This window comes from Aliigemmobacter aestuarii (assembly GCF_004799285.1).
Taxonomy (GTDB): Bacteria; Pseudomonadota; Alphaproteobacteria; order Rhodobacterales; family Rhodobacteraceae; genus Aliigemmobacter; species Aliigemmobacter aestuarii.
In genome coordinates, this window is the sequence record NZ_SSND01000002.1 from 47,506 (window position 1) to 62,326 (window position 14,821).

A 14,821-nucleotide genomic window follows, 5' to 3' on the forward strand; every position below is an offset into this window, starting at 1 on the left:
ACCTGATCCCGCCGCCGCCCCAAGGTCCGCCGGAACGGCAGGGGGGGGGGGCGGCGATGGCTTCGATCACGGCATTCGGCACGACCTTGCAGGGCGAGGCGGTACAGGCGATCCGGCTTGCCGCAGGCGGGCTTGAGGTGCGCCTCCTGACCCTGGGCTCCATCCTTCAGGCGGTGCGGATTGACGGGCACGGGCACAACCTGACGACGGGCTTCGATACGGTCGAAGCCTACCAGAAATCGACCGGCTGGCACGGCGCTCTGGTCGGGCCGGTCGCCAACCGCATCGCGGGCGCCAGCGCCCGGATTGCGGGCCGCGACTGCAGGTTTCCCGCCAACGAGGCCGGGATCACAACGCTTCATTCCGGCGCGGCGGGCATCGACCGCAAGATCTGGACCATTGTCGAGGCGGCCGCCGACAGCCTGACACTGGCCGTCACGCTGCCCGAGGGCGAGGGCGGCTTTCCCGGCCACCGCCAGATCACCGCAAGATGGTGCATTCTGCCGCCTGCCACGTTGCGGCTTGACCTGACGGCGACGACGGACGCACCGACCATCCTGAACCTCGCCAATCACAGCTACTGGAACCTTGACGGCACTGCCTCATGGGCGGGCCATTCCCTGCGCATCGCGGCGGATGCCGTGCTGCCCGTGGACGACCGGGGCATCCCCACGGGCGAGGTCTGCCCGGTGGGGGCGATGGGGCTGGATTTCCGCACGCCGCGATTCGCCCGGCCCGGCGCGCCCGCGCTCGATCACAATTTCTGCCTCTCGGAACGGCGGATGCCGCTGCGCGCGATGGCCACGCTGACGGGGGCCAAGGGGATTGCGATGGAGATCGCCACCACCGAACCGGGGCTGCAGGTCTATGACGGGCGGCACCCGCGCCCCGGCGCGGCCCCCTACGAAGCGCTGGCGCTGGAGCCGCAGTTCTGGCCCGATGCCCCGCATCATCCGGGATTTCCCTTGATCGACCTTGCCCCCGGCCAGCCCTGGCGGCAGATCACGGAATGGCGTTTTTCGACGCCCTGACAGGAAACGGGCGCAGCCGGGGAAAGGACCGCGCCCGTATCTCGGGCCTCGTCGTTCAGCCCTCGACGCCCGCCCCCTTCGCACCGCGATACCATTCCACGATCTTCAGCCGTTCCTCGGGCTCCATGTAGGACAGGTTCGCCGGCGGCATCGCATGGGCGATCCCCGACTGCACATAGATCCGCCGCGCCTCGGCGGCGACCTGTTCGGGCGTTTCCAGCACGACGCCCTTGGGCGGCCAGTGCATGCCCTCCCAGGAAGGTTCGGCCGCGTGGCACATCGAACAGCGGCCCAGCACGATGTCGGTCACGTCCTCGAAACCTGGCGCCGAGGCATAGACCAGCGCCGCACCCTTCAGGCCCGCCTGCTGCTCGGCCGGTTCCTCGTGCCGGATCGACGACAGCCAGGCGATCACGATCATCAGCATGACGGTGGCGGCCCAGGTCCAGTGCGGCGCCCCCTTGCGGGCGTGCTGGGTGTTGAACCAGTGCCGGATCGTCACCCCCATCAGGAAGACAAGGCTCGCAATCGCCCAGTTGTAGGGCGTGGCGAAGGCCAGCGGGTAATGGTTGGACAGCATCAGGAAGATGACGGGCAGCGTCAGATAGTTGTTATGCGTGCTGCGCTGCTTGGCGATCTTGCCGTATTTCGCATCCGGCTTGCGGCCCGCCTGCAGGTCGGCCACCACGATCCGCTGGTTCGGCATGATGACGAAGAACACGTTGGCCGACATGATCGTCGCAGTGAAGGCCCCCAGGTGCAAGAGCGCAGCGCGGCCGCTGAACACCTGGGTGTAAAAGATGCTCATGCCGACCAGAACCACGAACAGCGCCACCATCAGCACGGTCTGGTTGGCATCGACGAAGACCTTGCAAAGCGTGTTGTAGGCGAACCAGCCGAAGGCCAGCGACGCCATCGAGATCAGCGCACCCTGCCAGACGGGAATGTCCAGCACATTGGCGTCGATCAGGTAAAGCTCACCCCCGAGGTAATAGACAAGCACCAGCATCGCAAAGCCGGTAAGCCAGGTGGAATAGCTTTCCCATTTGAACCAGACCAGACCGTCGGGCATGTTCGCGGGCGCCACCAGATATTTCTGGATATGGTAGAAGCCGCCGCCATGCACCTGCCATTCCTCGCCATCGGCACCGGTCGCCAGGTTGCGGTCCCGGTGCAGGCCAAGGTCCAGCGCGATGAAATAGAAGGACGACCCGATCCAGGCGATCGCGGTGATCACATGCGTCCATCGCACCGCGAATTCCAGCCATTCCCACATCACGGCAAGATCGTACATGCCAAAGCCCCCGCTGATCGCCCCTGTTCGCCGCAAAGGCTATACCCAGCCCCACCTTTCTGTTAATTCTTCAAATGACCAAGGACTTTCAAACATGGCCGAAGAATTGCCGGGGCGCGACTGCCGATGTCCTATGTGAACAACATCAAGATGTTCGTCCGTGTCTACGAATTGGGCAGCATGAGTGCGGCCGCCCGCGACCAGCGCACGTCGCCTGCCGTCGCCTCGGCGCGAATCTCGGAACTGGAAAAGCATCTGGGCATCCGCCTGTTCAATCGCACCACACGCAGCCTTCAGGCCACCGAGAATGGCCGCATCTTCTATGAAGGCGCCAAGCGCGTGCTCGAAGCGATCGACGAGGCCGAGGCCGCCGTCGTCGATGTCACCAAGAACCCGCGCGGCACGATCTATGTCGCGGCCCCCCTGGGGATCGGGCGACGCTTCATCGCCCCGCAGGTCCCTGCCTTCAAGGACCTCTACCCCCAGATCGAGGTGCGCCTGCGCCTGTCCGACCGCATCATCGACGTGACCGCCGAAGGGCTGGACATGGCCTTTCATCTGGGCCGGCTGGAGGATTCCACGCTCAAGGTGCGGCTGATTGCCGATTGCCCGCGCGTGCTCTGCGCTGCCCCCGACTATATCGAACGGCGAGGCATGCCGCTCGATGGCGCGGCGCTGGTGTCGGACCGTCATGACTGCCTGAACCTGCGGTTTCCCGGCGCCAAGGAATTCCAGTGGACGCTGCAGACCGCTGACGGGCCGCGGCGGTTCGAGATCACCGGCCCCTTCGAATCCGACGACGGTGACGTGCTGACGGGATGGGCGCTGGACGGGCGCGGCATCATCATGAAACCCTGGTTCGACGTGGCCGATCACCTGCGCGCCGGGCATCTCGTGCCGGTGGCCACCGCCACGCCGCCCCTTCCCGTGCAATTGTCACTGGTCAGCCAGCACCGCCGCCTGAAGGACCCCAAGGTGCGGCTGTTCTCGGATTTCATGGCCCAGCACATCCGCGAGACGATGCGCCGTGCGACCGAGGGCCTGTCGCTTCCGGGCGCGGCCTGACGGCGGATGCCCCGCCGATGTCCCCGCCGATGTCCCCGGCCGTCTCTCCACCAGTCCCTTCTGCCCTGATCCGCCTCTGGGATCGCCCGCCGCTTGCCATCGACCACAGGCCGGGCACCGGCGACGGGATGGTCCTGTCCTTCGCGTCGGTCGGGCACGATCCGGCCCGCCCGCCCGCGCCCGAATTCCTGCGCAGCGCCACGGCGGGCGGGCGCGCGGCCCTCTTCATCAGCGACGCCAGCCGCAGCTGGGCCAATGCCCCCGACTGGCCCGAGGCGCTGGCAACAGCCCGCGACCGGACGGGCCGGGGACCCGGCACCCGGCTTCTGGCCCTCGGCGTGTCGATGGGCGGCTTCTCGGCGCTGGCCGCCGGAACGGTCCTGCCGCTGGCCGCCATCCTCGCCATCGGCCCGCAATACAGCGTCAATCCCGCCCTGATGCCTGATGAGACAAGGTGGCGCGACTGGACCGCACGGATCACGGACTGGCGCTTTCCCGTGGCGCCCCTGCCGGAAGGCCCTTGGATCGTCCTGATGCACGGCCTCGCCGATGATGCCCGTCAGGCGCGCGCCTTCCCCGAACGACCGGGCGTGGATCATATCCTTTTTCCGGGCATCCCGCATTCCGACCTTGCCGCGCATCTGAAGGCGCGGGGCGTCCTTGCCGGCCTGATCGAGGCGGCGCTCCAGGACGACCGCCGCCGCCTCCTGCGCATCACGTCCGGCGCGGGCGGCGTCTTGCGCCGCAGGACTCCCGCCCTGCTTCAACCTGACTGAAATACCCCGGGGGTCCGGGGGCGGCGCCCCCGGCCACGGCCTTACGACCCGCGATAGGTGGAGTAGGCGAAGGGCGAGATCAGCAAGGGCACATGGTAGTGCTGCGCCGGATCGGGAATCCCGAAGCGGATCGGAATCTCGTCCAGAAACAGGGGGCCCGCGCCAGCCTGAACGTCGGCCTGCCCGCTCGCGCGCAGGTAATCACCCGCGGCAAAGACCAGTTCATAGACGCCCGCCGCCATCCCGTCGCCCGACAGCATGGGCTGGTCGGTGCGCCCGTCATGGTTGGTCACGGTGCGCGCGATTTCGGTCCGCGCCGTCCCGTCGATCCGGTAAAGCGTGATCACCACGCCCTCCGCCGGCTTCCCCCGCGCCGTGTCCAGCACATGAGTCGACAACCGTCCGCCCGCCATCCGCGCCTTCCTTTCATGCATCCCTGCGGCGACTATGCCCGTTTTTCCGGCCTCTGGCGACTGCTCCGCCCCGAGAAAGGTCTTTCTTGGATTATTTGAAAAACGTTCCGGCATTCTGCGCATATCGTTGAAAGAGGGACAGGACAGGGAACACTCCGGTGACAGCACGCTATCCGCGCGACTTCCGCGGGCATGGGCCCGACGCACCCGATGCCGCATGGCCGGGCGGTGCGCGGATCGCCATCAGCCTTGTGCTGAACTACGAGGAGGGCGGCGAGAACTGCCTTCTGCACGGCGACGCGCAGTCCGAGGCCTTCCTGTCCGACATCGCCGGGGCTGCGCCCTGGGCCGGGCAGCGCCACTGGAACATGGAATCGATCTACGACTACGGCGCGCGCGCCGGGTTCTGGCGGCTGCACCGGCTGTTCACGGGGATGGACATCCCGGTGACGGTCTACGGGGTGGCCACGGCGCTGGCGCGCAACCCCGAACAGGTGGCTGCGATGATATCCGCGGGATGGGAGATCGCGAGCCACGGGCTGAAATGGGTGGAACACCGCGACATGCCCGAAGAGGTGGAGCGCGCGCAGATCGCCGAGGCGATCCGGCTCCACACCGAGGTGGTGGGAGAGCCGCCGCGCGGCTGGTACACCGGACGCTGTTCGATGAACACCGTGCGCCTGACCGCCGAGACCGGGCAGTTCGACTGGATATCGGACACCTATGACGACGACCTGCCCTACTGGATGGACGTCGGCGACCGCGATCAGTTGGTCATTCCCTACACGCTGGAAGCCAATGACATGCGCTTTGCCACGGCGCCGGGTTACATCACGGGCGAACAGTTCTTTCAGTATCTGAAGGACGCCTTCGACACGCTCTATGCCGAAGGCTGCGAGGGCCAGGCCAAGATGATGTCGGTCGGCCTGCACTGCCGCCTGATCGGACGACCGGGCAAGATCGCGGGGTTGAAGCGGTTTCTTGACTATGCCCGCGGGCATCAGGGCGTCTGGTTCCCGCGCCGGATCGACATCGCGCGGCACTGGGCCGAAACCCACCCGCCGCGCCGCTTCGAAAGGCCCAGCCGGATGGACCGCGCGCGGTTTGTCGAACGCTTTGGCGGGATCTTCGAACACAGCCCCTGGATCGCCGACCGCGCCTTCGATCTTGAACTGGGCCCCGCGCATGACAGCGCCACGGGGCTGCACAATGCGCTGGCGCGGATCTTCCGGTCGGCCAGCCGCGCCGAACGGATGGGCGTGCTGACCGCACATCCTGATCTGGCCGGAAAGCTGGCGCAGGCAAAGCGGCTGACCGCAGAATCCACCGCCGAACAGGCCTCGGCCGCGCTTGACGCGCTGACCGACGAGGAACGCGCGACGTTCGGGCGGCTGAACGCCGATTACGTGGCCAAGCACGGCTTTCCCTTCATCATCGCCGTACGCGACAACACCAAGGCCACGATCCTCGATGCGTTTCTCGCGCGGATCAACAACGACACCGAAACCGAGTTCGCCACCGCCTGCCGCCAGGTCGAACGGATCGCCGAACTGCGGCTGAAGGACATCCTGCCATGACCGGTTACTATGCCCCGAAAGGCGGGCTTCCGCCGCAATCCGCCCTGATGACGCAGCGGGCGGTCTTCACCGAGGCCTATGCCTTCATCCCGAAGGGCTGCTTTTCGGACATCGTGACAAGCTATCTGCCGGGTTGGGACAACACCCGCCTGTGGATGATCGCACGCCCGATGTCGGGCTTTTCGGAAACCTTCAGCCAGTATGTGATGGAGGTCGGCCCCGGTGGCGGCTCGGACCGCCCCGAAAACGATCCCGAGGCGCAATCGGTGATCTTCATGACCGAGGGCGAGGTCTGGCTGTCGATCGACGGTCAGGAACATGACCTGGGTCCCGGCGGCTATGCCTATATTCCGGCGGGCAGCGACTGGATGGTGCGCAACGCCCATTCCGCCCCGGCCCGCTTCCACTGGTTGCGCAAGATCTGGGAACCGGCCGAAGGGATCGACAGGCCCGAGGCCTTCGTGACCTCTGACCAGGAGATCGCGCCGATCGCGATGCCCGACACCGATGGTCGTTGGGCCACCACCCGTTTCGCCGACCCGACCGACCTGCGCCACGACATGCATGTGAACATCGTCACCTTCCAGCCGGGCGGGCTGATCCCGTTCGAGGAAACCCATGTGATGGAACACGGGCTTTACGTGCTTGAAGGCAAGGCCGTCTACAAGCTGAACCAGGACTGGGTCGAGGTCGAGGCGGGCGATTTCATGTGGCTCAGGGCCTATTGCCCGCAGGCCTGCTATGCGGCCGGTCCCGGCCCGTTCCGCTATCTGCTATACAAGGACGTCAACCGCCACGCCCGGCTGCGCGGCCCCTGGAGCCGGTCCGGCTGATGGCCGCGCCGCGCCAGATCAACGCCGCCCCGCTGACGGCCCCGGCCTTCGCCCCCTTCGGCGACGTGCTTGAGGTGGCGGGCGATTTCCGCGTGATCAACGAAGGGCTGTGCCACCGCCACCACGATCTGGCGCGGCTGGATTTCGGCCCCGGCGGCCGGGCAGGGATTTCGGTCTTCGACGCGCAGGCGCGCGCCCTGCCCTATGATTTCACGCTGGTCGAACGCCATCCCGACGGCAGCCAGGCTTTCGTGCCGATGACCGCCGCGCCCTTCCTGATCATCGTGGCGCCCGATCTGGGGCAAAGGCCGGGCAATCCTGTCGCCTTTCTCAGCAACGGCGCGCAAGCGATCAACTTTCACCGTGGCACATGGCACGGGGTGCTGACGCCCCTGTCGGAACCGGGTCTGTTTGCGGTGATCGACCGTATCGGCCCGACGCCGAACCTTGAGGAATTCCGCTATGACGCGCCCTGGCGCGTGGTGGCGGCGTAATCGAACCCGGTCGAAGACCGGGCAGACTAACCGGACCGCGACCCAGGGGGGCGGCGCGGAGACGGCGCGAATAATCAGACACCCCCCAGGGAAAGGAAACGTGTACAATGGTTGATACCTCACTTGGGACGCCGGCGCAGCTGCGCGACCCCGATTACATGCCACCGATGGCCAAGGCCGTGCCTTTGGGCATCCAGCATGTGCTTGCGATGTTCGTTTCGAACGTGACGCCGGCGATCATCGTCTGCGGGGCGGCCGGAATCGGTTTCGGTTCGGATCAGGGGGCGCTCGGCTTCCCGGACATGACCTACATGATCCAGATGTCGATGCTGTTTGCCGGCATCGCGACGCTGTTCCAGACGATCGGCGCAGGCCCGGTGGGCGCCCGCCTGCCGATCGTCCAGGGCACCTCGTTTGCCTTCGTGCCGATCATGATCCCTGCGGTTGCGGGGCTTGGCACCGGTGGCCTTGCGGGGCTGATGACCGGGGTGTTCCTCGGGGGCATCTTCCACTTCATGCTGGGCTTCATCGTCGGCAAGATCCGCTACGCCCTGCCGCCGCTGGTCACCGGCCTGATCGTGCTGATGATCGGTCTGGCGCTGGTCAAGGTCGGCATCCAGTATGCCGCCGGCGGCGTCCCCGCGATGGAAGCGGGAATGCGCGCCATCGCCGAAGCAAAGGCCGCGGGCACGCCCGTTGACTGGTCCACCATCAAGTTCGGCAGCTTCTCGCAATGGCTGCCCGCGCTTGTGGTGATCGTGGTCACGCTGGCGATCAAGTTCTTCATGCGCGGGTTCATGGCCGTGGCGGCGGTGCTGGTCGGCATCATCGCGGGCTATCTGGTCGCGCTGATGATGGGGCAGGTCAGCTTTGCCTCGGTCGGGCGTGCGGGCTTCTTTGCCCTTCCGAACCCGTTCAAATGGGGCTTCCACATCGACATCGCCATCATCGTCGGCATGTGCTTCATGGCCGTCGTCTCGGCCATCGAGACCGTGGGCGACGTTTCGGGGATCACCAAGGGCGGTGCCGGACGCGAAGCGACCGACAAGGAAATCTCGGGCGCGACCTTTGCCGACGGTGCGGGAACCGCTGTGGCCGGGATCTTCGGCGGACTGCCGAACACCTCGTTCAGCCAGAACGTGGGCCTGATCGCCATGACCGGCGTGATGAGCCGCCATGTGGTGACCATCGGCGCGATCTTCCTGATCGTCTGCGGCCTGATCCCCAAGGTGGGCGCCGCGATCAACACCGTGCCTATCAACGTGCTGGGCGGCGGTGTGGTGGTGATGTTCGGCATGGTCTGCGCCGCGGGCGTGAACATGCTGTCCGAGGTGAAATGGAACCGCCGGAACATGGTGATCTTCGCCACTGCCCTGTCGGTCAGCCTTGGCCTGCAACTGGTGCCCGAAGCGCTGCAGCACATGGGCCGCACGGCGCAGATCCTGCTGACCTCCGGCCTGCTTCCGGCCGCCGCGATCGCGATCACGCTGAACCTTGTCCTGCCGGAAGAGCTGAACGACTGACCGCGACCTGAAGCCAACCCACGGCCCCCGCCTTGCGCGGGGGCCTTTTTCGTGGCCATCTGCGCCCATGACGCATCCGATCACCCCCGATCTGGCAGGCCCCCTGCTGACATCGCCGCCGCCCGCCCATCCGGTGGACGAGGTTCTGGCGCTGGCGCGCGCCCATTTCGGCCTGACCGGGCAGGCGCGCCGCCTGACCTCGGAACGCGACCTGAACCTGTTCCTCGACGGGCCGGAAGGCCGCTTTGTCGTCAAGGTGACGAACGCGGCCGAACCGGCCGAGGCGACCGATTTCCAGACCCGTGCGTTGCGCCACATCGCCAGCCGCGACCCCGCGCTGCCTGTGCCCCGCGTGGTGCCCGCACTGGACGGGTGCGCTGCCGTGCCCTTGCCGGGCGGCCATCTGCTGCGGGTGCTGAGCTGGGTCGAGGGCCTGCCGATGCATCAGGCCACGCCCTCGGACGGCCTGCGCGCCAGCCTTGGCGGAATGGCCGCGCGGCTGACCCGCGCGCTTGAAGGTTTCGCCCATCCCGCCGCCGCCCATGTCCTGCAATGGGACATCAAGCAGGCCGCGGGCCTGCGGCCGATGCTTCCCGCGATCGCCGACCCCGACCTGCGCGCGCTGGCCACGGACTGGATCGACCGCTTCGACAGCGCGATCGCCCCGCGGCTGCCGGACCTACCCTGGCAGGTCGTCCACGCCGACCTGAACCCGCACAATGTGCTGATGGACCCGGACGACCCCGCGTCGGTGGCCGGCGTGCTGGATTTCGGCGACATGGTGGAAACCCCGCGCATCTGCGACCTGGCGGTCGCGGCAAGCTATCACTGCGACCCGGCCGCGCCCGTCCTGTCGCTGGCCGGGGTGATCCGCGCCTGGCACCGCATCCTGCCGATGACACCGGGCGAACAGGCGCTGATTCTCGATCTTGCGGCGATCCGGATGGTGACGACCATCACGCTGGCCAGCTGGCGCGCGGCGCGCTATCCGGACAATGCCGCCTATATCTTGCGCAACCTGCCCGCATCCTCTGCCGGGCTTCAGGCCCTGTCGGCCCTGCCGCGCGACCTCGCCCGATCCCGCCTTGCCGCCGAACTGGAGTCACAGCCATGACCGATCCGCAACCGAAACCCGGCGTCATGGTCAATGCCTATGTCCCCGGAAAGGGCGACCTGCCGCCCGATGATGCAGCCCTCGTCGCCCGCAGGCAGGCGGCGCTTGGCCCCGCCTACCGGCTGTTCTACGAAACCCCGGTGCACCTGGTGCGGGGCGAAGGCGTCTGGCTCTATGACCGGCAGGGCGAGGCCTATCTCGACACCTACAACAACGTGGCCTGCGTGGGCCACTGCCACCCCCATGTCGTGCAGGCGATGACCGCGCAGGCCGCCACCTTCGCCAGCCACACGCGCTATCTGCACGATACGGTGGTGGATTATGCCGAACGCCTGCTGGCCACCATGCCCGCCGGAATCGGGCACATGATGTTCACCTGTACCGGGTCCGAGGCGAACGACCTTGCCTTCCGCATCGCGCGCGAGGCGACCGGAGGCACCGGCATCATCGTGACCGAGAACGCCTATCACGGTGTCACGCTGGCGGTGGCAGAAGCCTCGCCCTCGCTTGGCACGGGCGTCCCGCTCGGCGCGCATGTCCGCACCATCCCGCCGCCCGACCCGGCGCGGCTTGGCCCCGATGTCGGCACGGCCTTCGCCGCCGAGGTGCAGCGCGCGATCGACGACCTGAAGCGCCACGGCATCCGCCCCGCAGCGCTTCTGGTCGACACGATCTTTTCCTCGGACGGGGTCTTTGCCGATCCGCCCGGCTTCCTCGCCCCGGCGGCCGATGCGATCCGTGCTGCAGGCGGCCTCTTCATCGCCGACGAGGTGCAACCGGGCTTCGGGCGCACCGGCGCGGGCATGTGGGGCTTTGCCCGCCACGGGCTCGTTCCCGACATGATCAGCATGGGCAAGCCGATGGGCAACGGCTATCCGGTCGCGGGCCTTGCGATGCGCCCCGACGTGATCGCCGAATTCGGCGCCCGCGCGCGCTATTTCAACACCTTCGGCGGCAATGCCGTGGCCGCCGCCACCGCCGCCGCCGTGCTGGACGTGATCGAGGACGAGGGCCTGATCGCCAATGCCCGCGACGTCGGCGCCTATCTGCGCGACGGCCTTGCCGACCTATGCCGCCGCCACGAGACATTGGGCACGATCCGCGCCGCGGGCCTGTTCATCGGGGCCGACATCCTGACCGACGGCAAGCCCGACGGTGCCCGCGCTGTCCGCGTCGTCAACGCGCTGCGCCGCAACCGCGTGCTGATCTCGGCCTCGGGCCCCAGGGGCGAAAGCCTCAAGATCCGCCCGCCCCTGCCGTTCTCGCGGGCGAATGCCGATCTTTTCCTTGACCGGCTGGATCAGGCGCTGAAGGCCAACTGACCTTCATTCTGGGTCAAATATCCCGGGGGATCCGGGGGGCAGCGCCCCTTGGCTAAAATTCTTCGTACGAAGAATTTCAGCCCCCCATCCGCCGCGCCACGTCCAGCATGCGGTTGGAAAAGCCCCATTCGTTGTCATACCAGCCAAAGACCCGCAAAAGCCCGCCGGCTGTCGTCCGTGTCTCGGGGCAGGCCATCACGATGCTTTCCGGCCGCGCCCGAAGGTCCGTGGACACCAGGGGCCGGTCCGTGGCGCCGATCACGCCGCCCGCTGCGCGGAAGGCCGCGTTCACCGCCTCGATCTCCGGGCGCGCCTCGGTCAGCACGGTGAAATCCACTGCCGAAACGCTGGCCGTCGGCACCCGCACCGCAGCCCCCTCGATCCGCCCGGCAAGATCCGGCAGAACCCGGTCCAGCAATCTTTGCGCGCTGGTCGTCGTCGGCACCATCGACAGCGCCGCCGCGCGCGAGCGTGCGAAATCCGCTGCGGGCGCATCCACCGTGGGCTGGCTGCCCGTGTAGCAATGGATCGTCGTCATCCAGCCGGTGACGATCCCCCATTCAGCATGGATCAGCCGCGCCAGCGGCGCCAGCGCGTTCGTCGTGCAGGAGGCGTTCGACACGATCCGATGATCGCCCAGCGACGCCTCGTTCGCGCCAAGGACCACGGTGAATTCCGCCGCCGATGAGGGCCCCGAGATCAGGATCCGCCCGGCCCCCGCGCGCAGGCCGCGTTCGGCCACCTCGCGTGCCTCGGCCCGGCCGGTGCATTCCATCACCAGATCGACCCCCGAAAGGTCCAGCGTCGAGATGTCGGGCGTCCGGTGCAGCGGAATCGCGCGGCCGTCCACGACCAGCGCCCCATCCGCAAGCGCGACGCTGCCCTGCCAGGGGCCGAAGACGCTGTCATATTCGAACAGATAGGCGCACATCTCGGGCGCGGCGATGTCGTTGATCCCCGCGATCTCGATTCCGGGGCCAGCGCCTTTCGCCCAGGCACGCAGGACGCTGCGGCCGATCCGCCCAAACCCGTTGATGAAGACCCGCATGGCGCGCCCCTGTGCCTTGTCTCGTGCCGCGATGCGCAGTCAGATCACGCCTGACCGCCGCCCGCAACCAGCGAAACCAAACTTGATCAAAAGGATAGGGCCTCTGCCCCGCGGCTGCCGGGCGCTTTCAGACCAAAACCTCGATCCCGAGGCCCCGCTCCTCGGCGCGGCGCAGCGCGATCCCTGCCACCGCCAGATCCTGCAAGCCGACGCCAGTTCCGTCAAAAAGCGTGATCTCGTCGGGCGACCGGCGACCAGGATGCGCGCCGGTCAGAACCTCACCCAGGGGTGTGATCGCCTCGGCCCGCAGGCTGCCCGCGGCCACCGCATGCTGCGCCTCGCCGATCGTGATGCTTTGCGCCACCTCGTCGGTGAAGACCCGGGCCGAAGCCACAAGGGCTGGATCGACCTCCTGCTTGCCCTTCGTGTCGGTGCCCATGCAGGCCAGATGGGTGCCGGGCGCGACATGTGGGGCCATCAGGCTGGCCGCCGGGGCCGAGGTGATGGTGATGATCGCATCGGCCTCGACCATCCGCTCCAGCGGCACGGCCTCGAACGGAAGGCCCAGTTCGGCCGCCACCGCACCAAGGCGCGGCAGCATCTCGGGGTGCAGGTTCCAGGCGATGACCCTTTCGAAGCGGCGCACCCGCGCCGCCGCGCGCAATTGGAACTGCGCCTGATGCCCGGCGCCCACGATGCCCAGCACGCGCGCCTCGGGCCGGGCCAGCCGGTCGATCGAAATCGCACTCGCTGCGGCGGTGCGCAGCGCGGTCAAGAGGTTGCCGCCCACCATCGCGCGGGGCACTCCGGTTTCCGGGTCGAACAGGATCACCACCGACTGGTGGTTGATCATGCCCCGCGCGGCATTGCCGGGAAAATATCCGCCCGATTTCACGCCCAGTGCCCCCGGCATGATCCCCGACTTGAAGCCGTATTGCCGCCCCTCGCCCAGTGCCTCGCGCACGACGGGAAAATTCCGCGCCTCGCCTTCGGCCATCGCGGCAAAGGCGGCCTCGACGGCGGCGTGGGCGTCTTCGGGGGTGACCAGATCGGCGATCAGGGATTCGGGGATGATAAGCATGGGGGCCTCGTTTCCCGCCGCACCGGCGGGGTGGATCGGAATACCGGGTGGCCCCGCCCAGGGGGCCGCCCGGTCAACGGGTCTCAATAAGCCTTGCCGCGCGCCGAGACGGGCCAGACGCATTCGACCTTGCCGTTCCGCACGCCCACATACCAGTCATGCACGTTGCAGGTCGGATCGCAGTGACCGGGCACGAGGCGCAGCTTGTCGCCCACCTTCAGAACGCCCTGCGAATCCTCGATGACGCCGTGTTCGTCGCTGCACTTGATGTATTTCACATCTGTCCGGCCGAAGATCACCGGCAGGCCGCTGTCCACCGATTGCGCCTTGAGCCCTGCATCGCAGATCGCCCGGTCGGCCTTCACATGGCTCATGACGCTGGTCAGGATGAACAGCGCATTCTCGAACTCGGTCTGGTCGATGCGGTTCCCGTCCTTGTCGAGGATCCGGCCGTAATCGGCATCCATGAAGGCATAGGAGCCGCACTGCAATTCGTTGTAAACGCCCGAGTTACCTTCGAAGTAATAGGAGCCGGTGCCGCCGCCGCCGACGATGTCGCAGGTCAACCCCTCGGCCGCCAGCGCATCGACCGCGTCCTTCACCATCGCCACGGCGATGTCGATCTTGGCCTTGCGGTCCTCATAGCGGTCCATGTGCTGCATCGCGCCCTGATAGGCCTGGATGCCCGCGAAACGCAGCCCCGGCGCCGCCGCGATCGCCTTCGCAAGCGCCACCACGGCGGGGGTCGAGGTCACGCCGCAACGCCCCGCGCCGCAGTCGATTTCCACCAGACATTCGATCTGCGTGCCATGCCTGACCGCCGCCGCCGACAGGTCGGCCACATTGGCCGGATCGTCAACACAGACGATCGCCCGCGCGCCCAGCTTCGGCAGCCGCGCCAGACGGTCGATCTTGGCCTTGTCGCGCACCTGATTGCTGACCAGCACATCCCGGATACCGCCACGGGCAAAGACCTCGGCCTCGCTGACCTTCTGGCAGCAGACCCCGCAGGACCCGCCCAGACGTTCCTGCAGCTTCGCCACGTCCACCGACTTGTGCATCTTGCCATGCACCCGGTGGCGGACGCCCACCGCACGCGCGAAATCGCCCATCTTCACGATGTTGCGTTCCAGCGCGTCCAGATCCAGCACCAGGCACGGCGTCTGGATGTCGGCCTCGTCCATCCCCGGCAGGGCGGGGATGTCGTAACCCACTTCCAAACCATCGAAATTCGCATGCGTGTTCATGGT

General features: G+C 67.3%; 14 protein-coding genes. 9 read left to right on the top strand and 5 right to left on the bottom strand.

Features of this window, described 5'->3' with window-relative positions; translation table 11 throughout:
• The first annotated feature begins 56 nt into the window (after positions 1-56).
• Positions 57-1,031 (top strand): aldose epimerase family protein, encoded by a 975-nt coding sequence (locus E7811_RS09080; RefSeq protein ID WP_136394330.1) that lies wholly within the window; start codon positions 57-59, stop codon positions 1,029-1,031.
• Positions 1,032-1,086: 55 nt separating this feature from the next.
• Here E7811_RS09080 and E7811_RS09085 read toward each other — a convergent pair whose 3' ends face one another.
• On the bottom strand, positions 1,087-2,325 hold the full coding sequence (locus tag E7811_RS09085; RefSeq protein ID WP_136394331.1) for a urate hydroxylase PuuD: 1,239 nt from the start codon (positions 2,323-2,325) through the stop codon (positions 1,087-1,089).
• A gap of 126 nt (positions 2,326-2,451) precedes the next feature.
• Here E7811_RS09085 and E7811_RS09090 point away from each other — a divergent pair, with 126 nt between their 5' ends.
• The gene (locus tag E7811_RS09090) at positions 2,452-3,390 is read left to right on the top strand and encodes a LysR family transcriptional regulator (RefSeq protein WP_136394332.1); all 939 of its coding nucleotides are present in this window, start codon (positions 2,452-2,454) and stop codon (positions 3,388-3,390) included.
• A gap of 17 nt (positions 3,391-3,407) precedes the next feature.
• A complete protein-coding gene (locus E7811_RS09095) occupies positions 3,408-4,166 on the top strand; it encodes a hypothetical protein (protein ID WP_136394333.1) in 759 nt (252 codons plus the stop codon).
• A 41-nt stretch (positions 4,167-4,207) separates the two neighbouring features.
• Here the strand turns inward: E7811_RS09095 and uraH are convergent, their stop codons facing one another.
• Complete coding sequence (gene uraH / locus E7811_RS09100) at positions 4,208-4,579, bottom strand: hydroxyisourate hydrolase (RefSeq protein ID WP_136394334.1); 372 nt, start codon at positions 4,577-4,579, stop codon at positions 4,208-4,210.
• Positions 4,580-4,737: 158 nt separating this feature from the next.
• Here uraH and puuE point away from each other — a divergent pair, with 158 nt between their 5' ends.
• From puuE to E7811_RS09130, 6 genes are all read left to right on the top strand, one after another.
• Positions 4,738-6,156: an allantoinase PuuE gene (gene puuE / locus E7811_RS09105; protein ID WP_136394335.1), complete on the top strand. Its 1,419-nt coding sequence runs from the start codon at positions 4,738-4,740 to the stop codon at positions 6,154-6,156.
• Positions 6,153-6,989, top strand: a complete 837-nt coding sequence (locus E7811_RS09110; protein ID WP_136394336.1) for a bifunctional allantoicase/(S)-ureidoglycine aminohydrolase — start codon at positions 6,153-6,155, stop codon at positions 6,987-6,989. Before puuE ends, E7811_RS09110 begins: the two co-directional genes overlap by 4 nt.
• On the top strand, positions 6,989-7,483 hold the full coding sequence (locus E7811_RS09115) for an ureidoglycolate lyase (protein WP_136394337.1): 495 nt from the start codon (positions 6,989-6,991) through the stop codon (positions 7,481-7,483). Before E7811_RS09110 ends, E7811_RS09115 begins: the two co-directional genes overlap by 1 nt.
• 107 nt (positions 7,484-7,590) lie before the next feature.
• The gene (locus E7811_RS09120) at positions 7,591-9,006 is read left to right on the top strand and encodes a uracil-xanthine permease family protein (protein WP_136394338.1); all 1,416 of its coding nucleotides are present in this window, start codon (positions 7,591-7,593) and stop codon (positions 9,004-9,006) included.
• Positions 9,007-9,073: 67 nt separating this feature from the next.
• On the top strand, positions 9,074-10,120 hold the full coding sequence (locus tag E7811_RS09125; RefSeq protein WP_136394339.1) for a phosphotransferase: 1,047 nt from the start codon (positions 9,074-9,076) through the stop codon (positions 10,118-10,120).
• On the top strand, positions 10,117-11,442 hold the full coding sequence (locus tag E7811_RS09130) for an aspartate aminotransferase family protein (RefSeq protein ID WP_246020339.1): 1,326 nt from the start codon (positions 10,117-10,119) through the stop codon (positions 11,440-11,442). Before E7811_RS09125 ends, E7811_RS09130 begins: the two co-directional genes overlap by 4 nt.
• 76 nt (positions 11,443-11,518) lie before the next feature.
• Here E7811_RS09130 and E7811_RS09135 read toward each other — a convergent pair whose 3' ends face one another.
• The 3 genes from E7811_RS09135 to bhcC form a co-directional block, all read right to left on the bottom strand.
• Positions 11,519-12,490 (bottom strand): type I glyceraldehyde-3-phosphate dehydrogenase, encoded by a 972-nt coding sequence (locus E7811_RS09135; RefSeq protein ID WP_136394340.1) that lies wholly within the window; start codon positions 12,488-12,490, stop codon positions 11,519-11,521.
• A gap of 127 nt (positions 12,491-12,617) precedes the next feature.
• Complete coding sequence (gene bhcD / locus E7811_RS09140) at positions 12,618-13,571, bottom strand: iminosuccinate reductase BhcD (protein ID WP_136394341.1); 954 nt, start codon at positions 13,569-13,571, stop codon at positions 12,618-12,620.
• A gap of 83 nt (positions 13,572-13,654) precedes the next feature.
• On the bottom strand, positions 13,655-14,818 hold the full coding sequence (gene bhcC / locus E7811_RS09145; RefSeq protein WP_136394342.1) for a 3-hydroxy-D-aspartate aldolase BhcC: 1,164 nt from the start codon (positions 14,816-14,818) through the stop codon (positions 13,655-13,657).
• Positions 14,819-14,821 lie beyond the last annotated feature (3 nt).

Coding starts and splice junctions, on each gene's coding strand:
- E7811_RS09080 (WP_136394330.1), top strand. CDS start 57: ATGGCTTCGATCACGGCATTCGGCACGACCTTGCAGGGCGAGGCGGTA.
- E7811_RS09085 (WP_136394331.1), bottom strand. CDS start 2,325: ATGTACGATCTTGCCGTGATGTGGGAATGGCTGGAATTCGCGGTGCGA.
- E7811_RS09090 (WP_136394332.1), top strand. CDS start 2,452: ATGTCCTATGTGAACAACATCAAGATGTTCGTCCGTGTCTACGAATTG.
- E7811_RS09095 (WP_136394333.1), top strand. CDS start 3,408: ATGTCCCCGCCGATGTCCCCGGCCGTCTCTCCACCAGTCCCTTCTGCC.
- uraH (WP_136394334.1), bottom strand. CDS start 4,579: ATGGCGGGCGGACGGTTGTCGACTCATGTGCTGGACACGGCGCGGGGG.
- E7811_RS09110 (WP_136394336.1), top strand. CDS start 6,153: ATGACCGGTTACTATGCCCCGAAAGGCGGGCTTCCGCCGCAATCCGCC.
- E7811_RS09115 (WP_136394337.1), top strand. CDS start 6,989: ATGGCCGCGCCGCGCCAGATCAACGCCGCCCCGCTGACGGCCCCGGCC.
- E7811_RS09120 (WP_136394338.1), top strand. CDS start 7,591: ATGGTTGATACCTCACTTGGGACGCCGGCGCAGCTGCGCGACCCCGAT.
- E7811_RS09125 (WP_136394339.1), top strand. CDS start 9,074: ATGACGCATCCGATCACCCCCGATCTGGCAGGCCCCCTGCTGACATCG.
- E7811_RS09130 (WP_246020339.1), top strand. CDS start 10,117: ATGACCGATCCGCAACCGAAACCCGGCGTCATGGTCAATGCCTATGTC.
- E7811_RS09135 (WP_136394340.1), bottom strand. CDS start 12,490: ATGCGGGTCTTCATCAACGGGTTTGGGCGGATCGGCCGCAGCGTCCTG.
- bhcD (WP_136394341.1), bottom strand. CDS start 13,571: ATGCTTATCATCCCCGAATCCCTGATCGCCGATCTGGTCACCCCCGAA.
- bhcC (WP_136394342.1), bottom strand. CDS start 14,818: ATGAACACGCATGCGAATTTCGATGGTTTGGAAGTGGGTTACGACATC.